This window comes from Pseudomonas guariconensis (assembly GCF_900102675.1).
Classification (GTDB): Bacteria; Pseudomonadota; Gammaproteobacteria; order Pseudomonadales; family Pseudomonadaceae; genus Aquipseudomonas; species Aquipseudomonas guariconensis.
Map to the genome: position 1 here is coordinate 82,021 of NZ_FMYX01000001.1, position 16,167 is coordinate 98,187.

13 protein-coding genes and 1 pseudogene are annotated in these 16,167 nt (G+C 65.0%); 7 read left to right on the forward strand and 7 right to left on the reverse strand.

The genetic code is table 11. The features are described 5' to 3' along the window. Positions 1 to 26 precede the first annotated feature (26 nt). A pseudogene (pssA, locus tag BLS27_RS00375) lies at positions 27 to 1,411 on the forward strand (CDP-diacylglycerol--serine O-phosphatidyltransferase). Here the strand turns inward: pssA and BLS27_RS00380 are convergent. The 3 genes from BLS27_RS00380 to BLS27_RS00390 form a co-directional block, all read right to left on the reverse strand. Continuing rightward, a complete protein-coding gene (locus BLS27_RS00380) occupies positions 1,395 to 1,904 on the reverse strand; it encodes an HvfX family Cu-binding RiPP maturation protein (RefSeq protein ID WP_090342236.1) in 510 nt (169 codons plus the stop codon). The pseudogene pssA and the gene BLS27_RS00380 sit on opposite strands and share 17 nt — an antisense overlap. Positions 1,905 to 2,061: 157 nt before the next feature. Further along, positions 2,062 to 3,348 (reverse strand): ATP-binding protein, encoded by a 1,287-nt coding sequence (locus tag BLS27_RS00385; protein WP_043213686.1) that lies wholly within the window; start codon positions 3,346 to 3,348, stop codon positions 2,062 to 2,064. Then, the gene (locus BLS27_RS00390) at positions 3,345 to 4,085 is read right to left on the reverse strand and encodes a response regulator (protein WP_043213685.1); all 741 of its coding nucleotides are present in this window, start codon (positions 4,083 to 4,085) and stop codon (positions 3,345 to 3,347) included. Before BLS27_RS00390 ends, BLS27_RS00385 begins: the two co-directional genes overlap by 4 nt. 216 nt (positions 4,086 to 4,301) lie before the next feature. Here BLS27_RS00390 and BLS27_RS00395 point away from each other — a divergent pair, with 216 nt between their 5' ends. Both BLS27_RS00395 and BLS27_RS00400 read left to right on the forward strand, forming a co-directional pair. Continuing rightward, positions 4,302 to 4,574: a DUF2790 domain-containing protein gene (locus tag BLS27_RS00395; RefSeq protein WP_043213683.1), complete on the forward strand. Its 273-nt coding sequence runs from the start codon at positions 4,302 to 4,304 to the stop codon at positions 4,572 to 4,574. After that, entirely contained in the window at positions 4,564 to 5,094 is a 531-nt protein-coding gene (locus BLS27_RS00400; protein WP_052352489.1) for a thioredoxin family protein, read from the forward strand. The genes BLS27_RS00395 and BLS27_RS00400 overlap by 11 nt, the downstream gene beginning before the upstream one ends. Before the next feature lie 31 nt (positions 5,095 to 5,125). Here the strand turns inward: BLS27_RS00400 and BLS27_RS00405 are convergent, their stop codons facing one another. Then, positions 5,126 to 6,271: an MFS transporter gene (locus BLS27_RS00405; RefSeq protein ID WP_090342239.1), complete on the reverse strand. Its 1,146-nt coding sequence runs from the start codon at positions 6,269 to 6,271 to the stop codon at positions 5,126 to 5,128. 107 nt (positions 6,272 to 6,378) lie between these two features. Then, entirely contained in the window at positions 6,379 to 8,061 is a 1,683-nt protein-coding gene (locus BLS27_RS00410; RefSeq protein ID WP_090342242.1) for an amidohydrolase, read from the reverse strand. Positions 8,062 to 8,293: 232 nt separating this feature from the next. Here BLS27_RS00410 and BLS27_RS00415 point away from each other — a divergent pair, with 232 nt between their 5' ends. Continuing rightward, entirely contained in the window at positions 8,294 to 8,917 is a 624-nt protein-coding gene (locus BLS27_RS00415) for a TetR/AcrR family transcriptional regulator (protein ID WP_043213676.1), read from the forward strand. Between the two features lie 51 nt (positions 8,918 to 8,968). On the opposite strand, the gene BLS27_RS00420 is transcribed toward BLS27_RS00415, so the two are convergent. Both BLS27_RS00420 and aroQ read right to left on the reverse strand, forming a co-directional pair. Beyond that, positions 8,969 to 9,817: a shikimate dehydrogenase gene (locus BLS27_RS00420; RefSeq protein ID WP_090342246.1), complete on the reverse strand. Its 849-nt coding sequence runs from the start codon at positions 9,815 to 9,817 to the stop codon at positions 8,969 to 8,971. Beyond that, positions 9,814 to 10,263 carry a type II 3-dehydroquinate dehydratase gene (gene aroQ, locus BLS27_RS00425; protein ID WP_043213671.1) on the reverse strand — a complete coding sequence of 150 codons (450 nt, stop codon included), beginning with the start codon at positions 10,261 to 10,263 and terminating at the stop codon, positions 9,814 to 9,816. Before aroQ ends, BLS27_RS00420 begins: the two co-directional genes overlap by 4 nt. A 226-nt stretch (positions 10,264 to 10,489) precedes the next feature. On the opposite strand from aroQ, the gene BLS27_RS00430 reads away from it, so the two are divergent. From BLS27_RS00430 to BLS27_RS00440, 3 genes are read left to right on the forward strand one after another with little or no spacing between them, the layout of a single operon-like run. Next, positions 10,490 to 11,731 (forward strand): TolC family protein, encoded by a 1,242-nt coding sequence (locus BLS27_RS00430; protein ID WP_244155174.1) that lies wholly within the window; start codon positions 10,490 to 10,492, stop codon positions 11,729 to 11,731. 58 nt (positions 11,732 to 11,789) lie between these two features. Next, positions 11,790 to 13,004, forward strand: coding sequence for an efflux RND transporter periplasmic adaptor subunit (locus BLS27_RS00435; RefSeq protein WP_090342249.1), 1,215 nt, complete (start codon positions 11,790 to 11,792; stop codon positions 13,002 to 13,004). A 14-nt stretch (positions 13,005 to 13,018) separates the two neighbouring features. Further along, a complete protein-coding gene (locus BLS27_RS00440) occupies positions 13,019 to 16,159 on the forward strand; it encodes an efflux RND transporter permease subunit (RefSeq protein ID WP_090342253.1) in 3,141 nt (1,046 codons plus the stop codon). Positions 16,160 to 16,167: the final 8 nt, after the last annotated feature.

Genomic DNA, 16,167 nt, shown 5'->3' on the forward strand with positions numbered 1-16,167 from the left:
CGTGGCCGGCCCGATAGTACACCCGGATGACAAGGGGCCGGAATGCCCACGACCCGGAGCCCCTTTTGCACAGGAGAGACCGCTTGAACCGTAAATCCGTGCCGGTACCCCAAGAAGGCTTCGCCCTGGCCCCCGGTGCCATCGAGGTGTTGCCCGATGCGGCGAGCTACCGCACTCGCTTGCTTGAGCTGATTGCCAGCGCCACTCAACGTATTGTCATCGTCGCCCTGTACTTGCAAGAGGACGAGGCCGGCCAAGAAGTGCTCGACGCCTTGTACCAGGCCAAGGCGGCACGACCAGCGCTGGAGGTTCTCGTCGTCGTCGACTGGTTCCGGGCCCGGCGCGGCTTGCTGGGGGCGGGGCGGCAACCGGGCAACGCGGCGTGGTACCAGGCCCAGCGTCAACGCCGAGGCCTTGATGTGGTCATCCATGGTGTGCCGGTACAGACCCGCGAGCTGTTCGGCGTGCTGCACCTCAAAGGCAGCATCATCGATGACCAGGTGCTGTACACCGGGGCGAGCCTGAACAACGTCTACCTACACCGCTTCGACCGCTACCGGCTGGATCGATACCACCTGTTCCACAATGCCGGGTTGGCTGACGCCATGGCCGGCCTGGTGCGGCAGATACTGGCAAGTACCGCGACACCGCGCCTGGACTTGCCTGCACCGCCGACGACCAAACGCCTGCGTGGTGCGATTCGCCGGCTGCGAGCGCGTTTGAGGCACATGGTCTACGACCTGCCCGTGGCTCCGGCCCGGGAAGGGCTGCGGGTGATCCCTCTGTTGGGCATCGGCCGAGGCAATCCGCTCAACCGCAGCGTGTGCGCGCTGCTTGCGGCTGCGCGTTCGCAGATCGTGCTCAGCACACCGTACTTCAACCCGCCCCGTGTACTGATCGCCGAGATCGACCGGGCGCTGGCCCGTGGGGTGACGGTGGAGATGATCATCGGTCACCGAACCGCCAACGATTTCTACGTCGCCCCCGGGCAACCCTTCACCGCCAGCGCCGCCTTGCCCTATCTGTACGAGGACAACCTGCGCGCCTTCGCCCATCGGCGCCAGGGCGCCATTGCCAGCGGCCAGCTGCAGGGCGGATCTGGAACGATCCGGGGCACACCTTCCATGCCAAGGGCGTGTGGATCGACGAACGCTACAGCTTGCTCACCGGCAACAACCTCAATCCCCGTGGGTTCAATCTGGACCTTGAGAACGGCCTGTTGATCGATGACCCCCAGGGACAGTGGCTCGCCCCCCGTGAGGCCGAACTCGAAAGGATCCGTCGGCACGCCCCCCGGCTGTCGTCGGCCGAGGAGCTGGGCGCGGCCGGCGAACACCCGCGCGAAGTGCTCAAGCTGCTGCGGCGGCTGCGCTACAGCCGCCTCGAGCCATTGATCAGGCGGGTGCTCTGACGCTCATTGGCTGGAACCGGCCGCGCAGCCAGTGATCCAGGCTCAGGCGGCCGGCCCCTTTGAGCAACAGTGGCAGCAAGGCCACCAGATAGATGACCGGCAGCTTGAAGTTGCCGTAGCCCTGGTTGGTAATCGCATAGCCCTGGGCAAGCTCGGCCAGGCTCGACCACTGCGCCGGCCAGTGCACCGCGGCGATAGCCACTACTGTCACCACCATCAGCACGGCCGAGGCCAGGCGCGTGCCCAGGCCGAGCAGCAGCAACAGCGGGCAGATCAATTCAGCCCACAGCGAGAGCTGCCAGTTCACATTGGCTGGCAATAGGTTGAACGGGAAGGGAAAACTCGCTTGCAGATCAGTGAACCAGTTGGCGCCGTTAAATTTCTCGATACCCGATTCGAAGAACTCCCAGGCCAGGAACAGGCGCAGGGGCAGGTCGGCGCTCCAGGTACCGAGGCGATCCAGGGCGTTAAAGGCGCGGGGCAATGCGTTCATGGTCAGGCTCTCTTGTCAGCAGGTTGGAGAACTCGAGCCCTGGGGGCTCGAGGTGTGACAAGGAGTGTGTGCGGCGAGGGTATCTGCAGTGTGTCCAGGGCAGTGGCGTTATGTATCGGCGTGTAGTCGAAGCCGGGGCCGGGACGCGGCCCCCACGTCATTTGAGCTCGATCTGCGCGCACAGCCCGCCGCCAGCGCGGTTGCTCAAGGTCAGTTGCCCTCCCATGGCCTGGGTCAGTTGCTGAGCGATCGCCAGCCCCAGGCCGGTACCTCCGGTGCTGCGGTTGCGGGAACCTTCCACCCTGTAGAACGGTTTGAGCACTTCGGCCAGCTCATCGGCGGGAATGCCAGGCCCTTCGTCGAGCACACGGATCAACGTGCCGTTCCCGGTGTGTTCCACCTCAAGCTGCGCGGCACCTGCGAACTTCAGCGCGTTGTCCACCAGGTTCACCAGCACCCGGCGCAGGGCATGGGGGCGGGTGTGGAGGGTGACATCGGTGGCACCCAGGCGCTCGACCTTTGCGCCGCTGTCCTGGTAATCGAAGACCAGGCTGTCGAGGAAGGCATCGAGCTTGATGCGGCAGGGCGCCTCGGTGCTGCTGTCCATGCTGCGCGCGTACGCCACGCCTTCGCGCACCAAGTGTTCCATGGCGCTCAGGTCGCTCCAGAGTTTGTCCTTCTCCAGGCCGTCGTCCATCACCTCCACCCGCAATTTCATGCGCGTGATGGGGGTTTGCAGGTCATGGGAGATGGCCGCCAGCAGTTGCATGCGCTCTTTGAGGTAGGCCGCGATGCGCGCCTGCAGGGCGTTGAAGGCGACGGCCGCGTAGCGCACCTCTCGGGGGCCGCTTTCGTCCAGTTGGGGGCCGGGTTTGTCCGGGTCCAGATCGTCCACCGCACGGGCCAGCCGGGTCAGTGGACGGATCGCCAGACGCACGGCCAGCCAGGTGCAGCCCAGCAGCACCGCCAGCTGGATCAACAGCACCACCGGCAGCCATTTGGCCAAGGGCACGCCGGCCGGCGTGACGTCGATGGTCAGCGGCGCGCCGTCCGCCAGGCGCAAGTGGGCCTGAAAATGCGCAATGGGGCCCGGGATCTCCTGGAAGGTCAGGCGATAATCCTGGCCGATCGCCTTGACGATCGACTCGGCGGCCATGGGCGGGTCCTCGCTGGCCATAGCCTGGCCACTGAGGCCTTCACTGAGTTGATAGCGATAATTTTGCCGTTGCAGGCGTGGCAGCCAGGCAGCACGTTCGTTTGCTGGCAAGCGCTCGAGGATCGCCACCGAGGTTGCCACGTCTTGCTCCAGGTTGTTGAGCATCATCGAACGGCTGCTGACGTAGCGCTCGTAGAACTGCAGGCCGAACGACAGCCCGTAGGCCAGCACCAGCCCGGTGAGAAAGATCAGCGCCAGGCGCGAGGCAAGGGTACGGGGCCATCTCATAACGGCGACTCGAGCAACTGCACCGGCAGGGAGAACACATAGCCCTCGCTGCGTACGGTTTTGATGCAGGTGGGTTCGCGGGCGTCGTCGCCCAGACGTTGGCGCAGGCGGCTGACCAGCAAGTCGATAGAGCGGTCGAAGATATCCGCCTCGCGGCCCTGGGTGAGGTTGAGCAGTTGTTCGCGGCTGAGCACCCGCTGGGGGTGGTCGAGAAACACCCGCAGCAGGCGATACTCCGCGCCGCTCAGGGCCACCAGGGTGCCGTCGGTGTCGAGCAGGTGGCGGGCGGTGGTGTCCAGCCGCCATTGGCCGAAGCCGATCAGCCGGCTGCTTTCGCTGATGGTCAGGTTGGGCGGCAGCATCCGCGTGCGACGCAGCACGGCGTTGATGCGCGCCAGCAGTTCACGCGCCGAGAAGGGTTTGGTGAGGTAGTCGTCGGCCCCCATCTCAAGGCCAATGATGCGGTCGGTCTCATCGTTGCGTGCGGTGAGCATCAACACAGGCGTGTTGCGGTGCTTGCCGGCGCGCAGTTCACGGCACAGCAGCAGGCCGTCGTCGCCGGGCATCATGATGTCGAGCACGATCAGGTCGACCGCGTTGTTCTCCAGGAAGGCGCGCATTTGCCGGCCATCGGCGACGATGCTGGTGCGCAGGCCGTTCTTCTTCAAGTAATTGCCGACCAGCTCGCGGATTTCGCGATCGTCGTCGACGATCAGGATGTGATCGACATGTTCCATCGGAGGGTTCCTGTACAGGGTTGGATAGGCGCAGTGTACCGAGCGTTGTGGCCCTTGCGGACCGGGCTTTGTATTGCAGTGTATCCGTCGGCGGTGCAGATACAGCACAAGGCAATAGGAGGCCTTTGCGGACACAGCCCGGATACCCGCCAGCGGTGAAATGGCTCTCGACCGGGGAAGACTCCCCACCGCATAAACACTCGCAGGAGAGATGCCATGACCACCAAGACTTTTGCCATCGCCGCCTTGTTTGCCTTGTCCAGTTTGGGCGCCATCGGTGCCCAGGCAAGCCCGCAACCGATGCAGGACAACGTGATGCAATACCGCTATGGCGATCATCTGGATATTCAGAAAGTACTCTCTACCCAGGACGACCAGGCCAACGCCTGTGGCGTGGTCACCACCCGCATGGATTACCTGGACTCCCACGGCCAGCGTCAGAGCGTCGAGTACCGTACCTACGCCACCGGCGGCTGCCATGAAAATTGACCGGCGCATGCTGATCAAGGTCGGCGGGTTGGGCATGGGACTGGTTGGGCTTGGCCTGGCCGGTTACCTGGCGGCGCGGGACGGGCAGGGCGCCATGCCTTCGCTGGCCGGCGCCAGCCAGTGGCTGAACTCGGCGCCGCTGGATGCCCCGGCGCTCAAGGGCAAGGTGGTACTGGTGGATTTCTGGACCTGGGATTGCGTCAACTGCCAGCGCAGCCTGCCCTATGTCAACGACTGGTCTCGGCGCTATGCCGACCAAGGGCTGGTGGTGATCGGGGTGCATACGCCGGAATACGACTATGAGCATGATCTGGGCACCCTGCGCCAGAAGGTGGCCAGTCTAGGCATCGGTTATCCGGTAGCGGTGGACAACGACTACCGGATCTGGAACGCCTGGGGCAACCAGTTCTGGCCAGCCCATTACTTCATTGACCGTCAGGGACAGGTGCGCCATGTGCATTACGGCGAAGGCGGCTATGACGGTCAGGAGAAGGTGATACAGGCGTTGCTGGCTGAGTGACCGCGTATCTTGGGGCGCTTGGCGCCCCTTTTCATAGGGCCTTCTGCCGCTCGCGCATGCCCGCCATGCACTTGAGCAGAAAACCGATGGTCACCGCACTGGCTGCGGTGATGAAGATCGAAGGCTTTCCGGTCACCTGCAACAGCATCGAGATGAACGCTGGCGCAACTGCAGCCGCACTGGCCAGCGTGATCGGCACCAGTGGGGTGAACTGGCCTTGGGGGTCGTTGGTGGCGATGGCGCCCATGTAGTAGCTCAACGCCAGGGCCCAGCCGAAGTTCAGGATGAACAGCGCCACGAACAGGCTGATCGCGCTCGGTGTACCCCCGGCGAGCAGGACGATGGCCAACAGCACCAGCAACGAGCCAAGGCCGATCATCGGCCCGCGGCTGACCCGTGCCCCCAACAGGCTCGGCAGACCCGAGCCAGGCAGGCCGCCCAGCACGCCCATACCGAATGCCCAACCCACCTCCACGGCGCTCAGGCCTTGGTCATGCCCCAGCTGATCGAGGAAGCCCCAGACGCTGTAGATCGCCAGTTGCAGGAACAACATACCCAGCAATGAATAGCGGCCGATGCGCGCCGATCCCTGACCGCTGGCGGCCAGCACGGTGCCGCGGGTGACGGCGTGGCAGACCGGTAAGGCGATGCAACTGACGCTGATCAGGCCGAACCAGCCCGCCATCGAGGCGATTGCCAGCGAACTGCCGAACGCTTCGGCCACCAGCGGCAGGGTGGCGGCTGAGAACGCGAAGATGCCTGTCTGCAGGAACAGCACCAGGCCAAAGGAGCGGTCCTGTCCCGGCAGGCGGCCGAGGTCGTTGAGGGTATTGGCGTACAACAGGCCCCCGCCAATCCCCGCGAGCAGGCGCCAGGCAAGTACCGGGGTGAAGCTGGCGCTTTGCGCCGTGAACAGATTACAGGCCAGCGCCAGCAGCGCGGCCAGTAGATAGACGCGGCGCTGGCTACCTTGCCGAGCCAACAAGGGGCTAAGCAGGGTACCCAGGACCAGGCCACCCATTTCCATGGCGATCACCAGGCCTTGCTGGCTGAGGGAAAGGGCCAGGCGTTCGGCCAGCAGGCCGATGAACATGGGTTGAACGCCAATTACGATGATGGCCGTGCTGGCGATGAAGATCAGAGAAGCACGCTGGAGCCGGGAATTGTTGTTGTGCATTGTGGGGTCCCGATGAATGAAATGGCTGATGCGTGTCGCAGTGGAGCGCCCCGCAGCCCGCGCGTTGGCGCGACACTGCGAAGCGGCTTGGGACGAAGGGCCTGGGCTCAGGTCAGGGCGCGGCTCAGCTGGTCATGGGTGACTTGGCCGTTCATCAGGGTCAGCAGAACCTCGGTCTTGCCGATCTGGTAGCGGTCCAGCTCGAACAAGTCCTGTTCCAGAATGATGATGTCCGCGCGCTTGCCTTCGCTGATCGAGCCGATCTCTTTCTCCAGGCCCAACTGGTAGGCGCCATTGATGGTGTAGGCGGCGATCAGCTGGGGGATGCTCAGCTTCTCGTGGATGTCCGGCATCACCGGGGCACCGGGCTCGCCCGCCAACTGCCGGGTATGGCCGGACTCGATGTGCTCCACCGGTCGATGCTGGCAGCGGCACTGGCAGGCCAGCCCGTCCATGCCGATGGACACGGTCACGCCCTGTTCGATGAAGCTGCGGAACCTGTACATCGAGGCCCAGCGCTGCGGGCCATAGGACTTCTGGATCGCCTGGGTATAGGCGTCGACCACACCCCACTGCAGCTGGGTATTGGCCATTACGCCGATGCGGCGAAAACGCGGGATGTCGTCCGGGTGGGTGAGGAACGCGTGGGTGATCACATGGCGACGGTCACGTGGCGGGTTGCTCGCGCTGACACGCTCGAACACATCCAAGGCCATGCGCACGGCGCCATCGCCCACGGCGTGGACCATCACATCGATGCCGTTGAGGTCGGCCTCGCGCACGTGCCGCTCGAAGGTTTCCTCCGGCATGGTGGTGCTGCCGCAGCTGTGCGGCTTGTCACAGTAGGGCTCGAGCAGGTAGGCGGTGTGGTTCATCTCGGTGCCGTCGAGCATCAGTTTCAGCGCCTGGGCCTTGACCAGAGGGCTTGCGTACTCAGCGCGCAGGGCCTTGAGACTGGCCACCGGGTCCGGGTCGGTGCCCATGTCGATGTAGCTGCCGACCACCCGGAGCTTGAGGCGTTGCTCGTCTTCCAGGCGCATCAGAGTCTGGTACAGCAGCGACTGATCGCCGCTCGGGTCGAGGAAGCCTGCGTCGAACACGGTGGTGATGCCGGCGGCGACCAGTTTCTCCTGCCACAAGGCGATCGAGCGCAGGTACAGATCGATGCCGACAGGCAGATAACCCAGGTCGCTCAGGCGCTGCATCAGTAGCGAATAGGCCGCGCCATCGACGATCAGGCCGGTGGGTTCGCCGGTGTGCGGGTCCTTCTCGAACCAGCTGGCGCCTTCTTCCACCGGTGGCGTGTCACGGTCGATGCCTGCCAGCTCCAGGGCCTTGGAGTTGACCCACATGGAATGGTAGTCGGTGGACAACAGGCACACTGGCTTGTCGGCACAGATCGCGTCCAGGGTTTCGCGGCGCAGCATGTCCCCAGGCACCAAGGCCTGGACCCAACCCATGCCGGTGATGGCCTTCTCGTTGGGGTTCTCGTCCACGTAGCGCTTGAGCGCAGCCAGCACCTGATGGGGGTCTTCATGGTTGACGAAGGCCTGATGGGCGAACGCGGTGGTGGAAAAGTGCCAGTGGGATTCGACGAAACCTGGCAGCACCAACTTGCCCTGGGCGTCGAGCATGCGCGTGGCAGGGCCCTTGAAAGCCAGCACGCTACGGTCGTCGCCGACATGCACGATACGCTCGCCGCGCACCGCCACGGCGCTGGCCCAGGGGCGGTGCGGATCGACGGTGTAGATACGGGCGTGGTGGATGATCAGGTCGGCATGTTCAGTCATGGCGGTACTCGTGGGGCTGGGCGAGGGAGGGCCGCGGACGACAGGCGAGGGTAGGCATTGCAAGGCTCCCGCTGGTTGTTGTTGTCGGGCAGGGTGCGGCCGGTACGGCGTGGTCAGTCGATCACGTGGAAATATTCTTTAATCCATAAAAACTTTTAGTCAATAAAATTTTTAATCGAATGAGTTTGCCGTTATGCTGGGCGCCCACCCGCCAACGCCAGCCAGGAGAGCCATGAGCGGATTGCGCGAACAACAAAAGGCCCTGCGCCGCCAGGCCATCAGTCAGTCGGCCCTTAGCCTGTTCGAGAGCCAAGGGTTCCAGACCACCACCATGGAGCAGATCGCCCGTTCGGCGGCGGTCTCGGTGCCTACGGTCTTCGCCTATTTCGGCAGCAAGCAGGAGATCCTTCTGGAGAAACTGCGCGAGGCGGATCACCGCGCCATCAGCGCCGCGCGCCAGCGCATCCCCGAGCTGGACGACCCGATCGACACCATTTGCTATTTCGAGCGTTGCCTGACCGAGTTCGCCTTCGAGGTGCTGTCGCCTGCGTTGTGGCGCGAGATCCTGCCCCAGGTGATTGCGCTGCTTGGGCCTGATCAGTCGGCGTTGCCTGCGCCCTACAAGCGGGTCAACGATGCGTTGGTGAGCGAGATCGCTGCGCTGTTGGACGAGCTGCGCGGGCTGGGCAAGTTACGCGCCGATCTGGATGTCGACTATGCCGCCTTCATGCTCAACGACTATGGGCACCTGCAACTGCTGCGCCTGTGCCGCAGCGAGCCCATGGACCTGGAGCGGTACTGGCGCGAGGTGCGTGAATCGACTGCGTTCATGGTGCGGGGGATGCTGCCCGCCTGATGACGTGCAATCTGCTTCGCGGGTACGGCGATGTACCCGCGAGCAGGTACCTCACCCCAGGCGTGCGAAATGCGCTTGCATGCGCCCGGCATCGGCGATTCGGCCGGTGAACAGCTCGAATGCCTTGACTGCCTGGAATACCGCCATGCTGCTGCCATCGAGCGTGCGACACCCCAGCGCCCGGGCATGGCGCAGCAGCTCGGTTTCCAGCGGGAAATAAATGATTTCGGCCACCCACAGCCGGGCATGCAGCAGCGCCACGGGCAGGGGTGTGCCGGGCAGCTTGGCCATGCCCACCGGGGTGGTGTTGACCAGCCCGTCCGCCGTAGCCATGGCGGCGGCCAGGTCCGTGCCGAGTGACGCCCGGCCTTCGCCGAAGCGGGCGCTGAGGTTGCCCACCAGCGCCTGGGCGCGCGCGCTGTCCACATCGAACAGCACCAAATGGCGTACGCCTTCACCAAGCAGCGCATGAGCCACCGCCGAGCCCGCGCCGCCGGCGCCCATCTGTACCACCTGGTCACGTGCCACATCCGGCAGGCCCCGGCGCAGGCCTTCGGCAAAGCCCAGGCAGTCGGTGTTGTGGCCGACCCGCTTGCCATCTTTGAGCACGACAGTGTTCACCGCACCGATGCCTTCAGCCTCTTGCGACAGCTCATCGAGCAGCGGCAGGATCGCCTGCTTGAACGGGTAGGTGATGTTGAGGCCGGTAAACCCGGTGCGCTGGGCCGCATCCAGCAGGCCGGGCAAAGCGCTGTCATCCAGGCCCAGCTGGTCGGCGTCGATCAACCGGTACAGGTAGCGCAAGGCTTGGGCGTCGCCCTCGTGCTCGTGCAGCGCCGGGGTCCGCGAGGCTTGGATACCACGGCCGATCAGCCCGGCCAGGACAGTGTTCGGGTTCATCCGCGTGGCTCCTTGAGCAGTTGGGCGAAATGCGTCAGGGCCAGGCGGTAGCCGTGGCTGCCAAGGCCACAGATCACGCCCACGGCGATCGATGACACGAAGGAGAGGTGACGGAACGGCTCGCGCTTGTGCACGTTGGAAAGGTGCACCTCGATGACTGGCAACTCGCTCGCCGCCAAGGCATCGCGAATGGCTACCGACGTGTGTGTCCAGGCGCCGGGATTGATCAGAATGCCGGCACAGCGTCCGCGTGCGGCGTGTGTCCAGTCGATCAGCTCGCCTTCATGGTTGGTCTGGCGAAATTCGATTTCCAGGCCGAGCGCGTGTGCGCAGTCGGCACAGCCTTGGGCCAGGTCGGCGAGGGTTTCCTGGCCATACTGGTCGGGCTCGCGGGTGCCGAGCAGGTTCAGGTTGGGGCCGTTGAGCACGAGGATTCGGGGCGTCATGGCGGGGCATCGCTTTGTTGTTTTTGGATGCCCCGATATATGTACCACCTGGTTAGTTTCGTCAATTTCCTTCGTTTGCCCCGCAGCGAATGTGTGCGGTTATCGGATAGTGTCGTCCTTCGGCCTCCCTTTCAAAATTGTAATTTTGCCGCCACCGAGCCGATAGGCGGCGCTCTTTACAGTCCCTCGCCATGCTTTCCGACGCTTGCCGACGAGGACTTCAAACGTGCCGCGCAACCGGTTCATCCCCCGCAGTACCGCCTTGTTCTGTCTACTGCTGGCTGGCCTCGCTGCGCCCAGCCTGCGCGCTGAGCAGCGCCTGAGCCTGCCCCAGGCGATCGAGGCCGCCTTCGCCCAGAACCCCGACCTTGCTGCCGCCGGCCGCGAAATCGGTATCGCCGAAGGTGAGCGGCGCCAGGCGGGGCTACTGCCCAATCCAGAGTTGTCCTGGGAAGCCGAGGACACCCGCCGCGATACCCGAACGACCACCGTGACCCTCAGCCAAGCCCTGGAACTGGGCGGCAAGCGCGGCGCACGCATCGACGTGGCCGCCGCCGGCCAGAGCGTCGCCCAGCTGGAGTGGGAGCGCCAGCGCAATGGCCTGCGTGCCGATGTGGTGCAGGCCTTCCATGCCGCCTTGCGCGCCCAGACCGCCCTGGAGTTGGCGCAGCAATCCCAGGCCTTGATCGAGCGCGGCCTGCGGGTCGTGCAAGGGCGGGTGAAGGCGGGACAGTCCTCGCCGGTCGAGGCCACCCGCGCCCAGGTTCAGCTGGCCCAGGCGCAGGCGCAGGTGCGCCGTGCCGAGTCGCAGCGCGTCGTCGCCAATCAGTCTTTGGCGCGGCTGACCGGCAGCCCGCAGGCGGCCTTCGCTCGCCTGGATACGAGCCAGCTGTCGCCGGGCCCGGCACCTCGCGCCGAGACCTTGCTCGACAAGGTGTCGCAAACCGCCGAGTGGCGCCTGGCAGAAGCGCAGATCCAGAGAGGGGAGGCGTCCCTCGGCTCGGAAAAAGCCAAGCGCATCCCCGACCTGACCGTGAGCCTGGGCAGCCAGTACAGCCGTGAGGAGCGTGAACGGGTCAACGTGGTCGGTCTGTCCATGCCCCTGCCGTTGTTCGACCGCAACCAGGGCAATGTGCTGGCTGCCGCGCGCCGCGCCGACCAGGCCCGTGACCTGCGCAACGCCGTGCAGTTGCGCCTGCACAGCGACACCCGCAGCGCCGTCAGCCAGTGGGCGTCGGCAATGCAGGAGGTGCAGGCCTATGACCGCACCATCCTGCCTTCGGCGCAGCAGGCTGTGGACACCGCCACCCGTGGTTTCGAGATGGGCAAGTTCGCCTTCCTCGATGTGCTCGATGCCCAGCGCACGCTGATCGAGGCACGTGGGCTGTACCTGGAGGCCCTGGCCTCGGCAACCGATGCCCGTGCTCAGGTCGAGCGCATCTACGGCGACCTTGGCCCAGACCGTTGACCGAGGCCTGTCTCGCCCGTCTGCACCGATGCCATCGGCAATCCCTTTAGGAGCAACCATGCAAAACACCCGCAAACTCGCCATCCTGGCCGCTGCCATCGCCGTGATCGGCCTGGGCGGCCTGGCCTGGACCCAATCCATCGGCCAGGCTCCTCAAGACACCCAGGGCGAAAACAACCCTACCCATGACAGCCCGCAGCAAGACGATGGTCATGCTCACGCCGAGGGTGGCGATGAAGGGCATGAGGAACAGGAGGGCAGCCTGCACCTGTCCGCCACCCAGATCGAAGCCGCTGGTGTGCAGTTGGTCGCTGCCGCGCCGATGACCTTGGGCACCGCTATCAGCTTCCCTGGCGAGATCCGCTTCGACGAGGACCATACCGCTCATGTAGTGCCCCGTGTGCCCGGGGTGGTGGAATCGGTGCACGCCGACCTGGGCCAGCCAGTCAAGCGTGGACAAGTCCTGGCGGTGATCGCCAGCCAGCAGATCTCCGATCTGCGCAGCGAGCAGCAGGCTGCCCAGCGCCGCGTGGAACTGGCGCGGTTGACCTTCAAGCGCGAACAACAGCTGTGGCAGGAACGTATCAGTGCCGAACAGGACTACCTGCAAGCCCGCCAGGCCTTGCAGGAGGCCGAAATCGCGCTGACCAACGCCCAGCAGAAAGTCGCCGCCGTCGCTCCGGCCGGCGCAGGCAATCGCTACGAGCTGCGCGCCCCCTTCGACGCCGTGGTGGTGGAGAAGCACCTGACCGTCGGCGAAGTGGTCGACGAGACCAGCAACGCCTTCACCCTCTCGGATCTGAGCCGGGTCTGGGCCACCTTTTCGGTCACCCCGCGTGACTTGGGCCGGGTCACGACCGGGCGGACGGTCACCGTGAGCGCGCCGGATCTGGGGGCTCAGGTCCAAGGCCAGGTCAACTATGTGGGCAGTCTGCTGGGCGAGCAAAGCCGCGCAGCCACTGCCCGTGCCACCTTGGCCAATCCCAACGGCGCCTGGCGTCCGGGGCTGTTCGTCAATATCGCGGTGAACGTCGAGCGCTTCGATGCCGCCGTGGTGGTACCAGAGGCAGCGCTGCAAACGTGGGAGGAACAGACCGTCGTGTTCGCCCGCACCGACGAGGGTTTCCAGGCCCGCCCGGTGAAAACCGGCCGACGCGACGCAGGCCAGGTGGAAATCACCGACGGCCTGGCGGCCGGCACCCAGGTGGCGGCCGCTGGCAGCTTCGTTCTCAAGTCTGAGCTCGGCAAGGGCTCGGCCGAGCACAGCCACTGACTGGGGACCTCTTCATGTTCGAACGCCTGATCCAATTTGCTATCGAGCAGCGCCTGGTGGTGATGCTCGCGGTGGTGCTGATGGCTGCCGTCGGCATCAACAGCTACCAGAAGCTGCCGATCGATGCGGTGCCGGATATCACCAATGTCCAGGTGCAGATCAACACGGCCGCGCCCGGCTACTCGCCGCTGGAGACCGAGCAGCGCATCACCTTTGCCATCGAGACCGCCATGGCCGGCCTGCCGGGGCTCAAGCAGACTCGCTCGCTGTCGCGCTCGGGGCTGTCCCAGGTGACGGTGATCTTCGAAGACAGCACCGACATCTTCTTCGCCCGCCAGTTGGTCAATGAGCGCCTGCAGGTGGCCCGCGAGCAGTTGCCCGCCGGCATCGAAGCGGCCATGGGGCCGATCTCCACCGGGCTGGGTGAGATCTTCCTGTGGACCGTCGAGGCCGAGCCAGGGGCGCTCAAGGACGACGGCACGCCCTATACGGCGACTGACCTGCGGGTGATCCAGGACTGGATCATCAAGCCACAACTGCGCAACGTGCCGGGCGTGGCCGAGGTCAACTCCATCGGCGGCCATGCCAAGCAATACCTGATCGCTCCGGACCCAAAACGTTTGGCGGCCTACAAACTCACGCTCAACGATCTGATCGGCGCTTTGGAACGCAACAACGCCAACGTCGGCGCCGGCTACATCGAGCGCAACGGCGAGCAACTGCTGATCCGCGCCCCGGGTCAGGTGGCTTCGGCTGAGGACATTGCGAACATCGTCATTTCCAGTGTCGACGGCGCGCCGATCCGCGTCAGCCATGTCGCCCAAGTAGGCCTGGGCCAGGAGCTGCGCTCCGGTGCGGCCACCGAGAACGGCCGCGAAGTGGTGTTGGGCACGGTGTTCATGTTGATCGGCGAGAACAGTCGCACGGTGTCCCAGGCGGTGGCGCGCAAGCTGGCCGACATTAACCGCACGCTGCCCAAGGGGGTGATGGCCGTGACGGTCTACGACCGCACCAACCTCGTGGAAAAGGCCATCGCCACGGTCAAGAAGAACTTGGTGGAGGGCGCGATCCTGGTGATCGCGGTCTTGTTCCTGTTCCTGGGCAATATCCGCGCGGCGTTGATCACCGCGATGGTCATTCCGCTGTCGATGCTGTTCACCTTCACCGGCATGTTCAACAACAAGGTCAGCGCCAACCTCATGAGCCTCGGGGCCTTGGACTTTGGCATCATCGTCGACGGCGCGGTGGTGATCGTCGAGAACGCCATCCGCCGACTGGCCCACGCCCAGCAGCGCCACGGCCGCATGCTGACCCGCGCCGAGCGCTTCCATGAGGTGTTCGCTGCCGCCCGCGAAGCGCGCCGGCCGCTGATCTATGGCCAGCTGATCATCATGGTGGTGTACTTGCCGATCTTTGCCCTGACCGGCGTCGAGGGCAAGATGTTCCACCCCATGGCGTTCACGGTGGTGATGGCCTTGCTGGGGGCGATGATCCTTTCGGTGACCTTCGTGCCTGCGGCCATTGCCCTGTTCGTCACCGGCAAGGTCAAGGAAGAAGAGGGCGTTGTGATGCGCACCGCCCGCCAGCGCTATGCACCTGTCCTGGCCTGGGTCCTGCGCCAGCGCACGCTGGCCTTCGCCGGCGCCGCCTTGCTGGTGGTGTTGTCCGGTGCATTGGCCAGCCGCATGGGCAGCGAGTTCATCCCCAGCCTCAGCGAGGGCGACTTCGCCCTCCAGGCCCTGCGGGTACCGGGTACGAGCCTGAGCCAGTCGGTGCAGATGCAGCAGCGCCTGGAACAGATCATCATCGCCCAGGTGCCGGAGGTGGAGCGGGTATTCGCCCGCACTGGCACTGCCGAGATCGCCTCTGACCCGATGCCGCCGAACATCTCCGATGCCTATGTGATGCTCAAACCGCGCGAGCAATGGGCCGATCCCGGCAAGCCGCGCGAAGCGCTGATCGCCGAAGTACAGCGTGCCGCGGCCAGTGTGCCGGGCAGCAACTACGAGTTGTCCCAGCCGATCCAGTTACGATTCAACGAGCTGATTTCCGGCGTGCGCAGCGATGTGGCGGTGAAAGTGTTCGGCGATGACATGGACGTGCTCAACCGGATCGCCGCGCAGATCGCCGCTAGCTTGCAACAAGTGCCGGGCGCCTCCGAGGTCAAGGTGGAGCAGACCACCGGCCTGCCGGTGCTGACCATCGACATCGATCGCGACAAGGCCGCCCGTTACGGCCTGAACGTGGGGGATGTGCAAGACGCCATCGCCATCGCCGTCGGTGGCCGTACCGCCGGTACCCTGTACGAAGGCGATCGACGCTTCGACATGGTGGTGCGCTTGTCCGAAACATTGCGCACCGATGTCGACGGGCTGTCGGGCCTGCTGATCCCCGTTCCGGCCAGCAGCGCCGCGGGAGCTGCGCAAATTGGGTTCATCCCGCTGTCGCAGGTGGCCACGTTGAATTTGCAATTGGGGCCGAACCAGGTCAGCCGTGAGGATGGCAAGCGGGTGGTGGTGGTCAGCGCGAACGTGCGTGGTCGTGACCTGGGTTCGTTCGTCGAACAGGCCGAGCAACGGCTGATCGGCGAGGTGCAGATTCCAGCGGGCTACTGGACCCGCTGGGGTGGCCAGTTCGAGCAGTTGCAGTCGGCGACCGAGCGCCTGCAGGTGGTGGTGCCGGTTGCATTGCTGCTGGTGATGGCGTTGCTGCTGATGATGTTCAACAACCTCAAGGACGGCTTGCTGGTGTTCACCGGCATCCCGTTCGCCTTGACCGGCGGTGTGTTGGCGCTGTGGCTACGGGACATCCCGCTGTCGATTTCCGCCGGGGTCGGGTTCATCGCGTTGTCCGGGGTCGCGGTACTCAACGGACTGGTGATGATCGCCTTCATCCGCAACCTGCGTGAGGAAGGGCGCACGCTGCATGCGGCGATCGAGGAAGGGGCACTGACTCGCCTGCGACCGGTACTGATGACCGCTCTGGTGGCCTCGCTGGGGTTCATCCCCATGGCCCTGGCCACCGGGACCGGCGCCGAGGTGCAGCGACCGCTGGCGACCGTGGTGATTGGCGGCATCCTGTCGTCCACCGCCTTGACCTTGCTGGTGCTGCCGGCGTTGTACCAGTGGGCGCACCGGCGTGAGGAGGCGGCTTGAGCCGCCCC

Excerpts from the sequence above, each read along its gene's own strand:
- BLS27_RS00405 (WP_090342239.1), bottom strand. The coding sequence starts at position 6,271 with ATGCACAACAACAATTCCCGGCTCCAGCGTGCTTCTCTGATCTTCATC.
- BLS27_RS00420 (WP_090342246.1), bottom strand. The coding sequence starts at position 9,817 with ATGAACCCGAACACTGTCCTGGCCGGGCTGATCGGCCGTGGTATCCAA.
- BLS27_RS00395 (WP_043213683.1), top strand. The coding sequence starts at position 4,302 with ATGACCACCAAGACTTTTGCCATCGCCGCCTTGTTTGCCTTGTCCAGT.
- BLS27_RS00410 (WP_090342242.1), bottom strand. The coding sequence starts at position 8,061 with ATGACTGAACATGCCGACCTGATCATCCACCACGCCCGTATCTACACC.
- aroQ (WP_043213671.1), bottom strand. The coding sequence starts at position 10,263 with ATGACGCCCCGAATCCTCGTGCTCAACGGCCCCAACCTGAACCTGCTC.
- BLS27_RS00440 (WP_090342253.1), top strand. The coding sequence starts at position 13,019 with ATGTTCGAACGCCTGATCCAATTTGCTATCGAGCAGCGCCTGGTGGTG.
- BLS27_RS00400 (WP_052352489.1), top strand. The coding sequence starts at position 4,564 with ATGAAAATTGACCGGCGCATGCTGATCAAGGTCGGCGGGTTGGGCATG.
- BLS27_RS00385 (WP_043213686.1), bottom strand. The coding sequence starts at position 3,348 with ATGAGATGGCCCCGTACCCTTGCCTCGCGCCTGGCGCTGATCTTTCTC.
- BLS27_RS00435 (WP_090342249.1), top strand. The coding sequence starts at position 11,790 with ATGCAAAACACCCGCAAACTCGCCATCCTGGCCGCTGCCATCGCCGTG.
- BLS27_RS00415 (WP_043213676.1), top strand. The coding sequence starts at position 8,294 with ATGAGCGGATTGCGCGAACAACAAAAGGCCCTGCGCCGCCAGGCCATC.
- BLS27_RS00390 (WP_043213685.1), bottom strand. The coding sequence starts at position 4,085 with ATGGAACATGTCGATCACATCCTGATCGTCGACGACGATCGCGAAATC.
- BLS27_RS00380 (WP_090342236.1), bottom strand. The coding sequence starts at position 1,904 with ATGAACGCATTGCCCCGCGCCTTTAACGCCCTGGATCGCCTCGGTACC.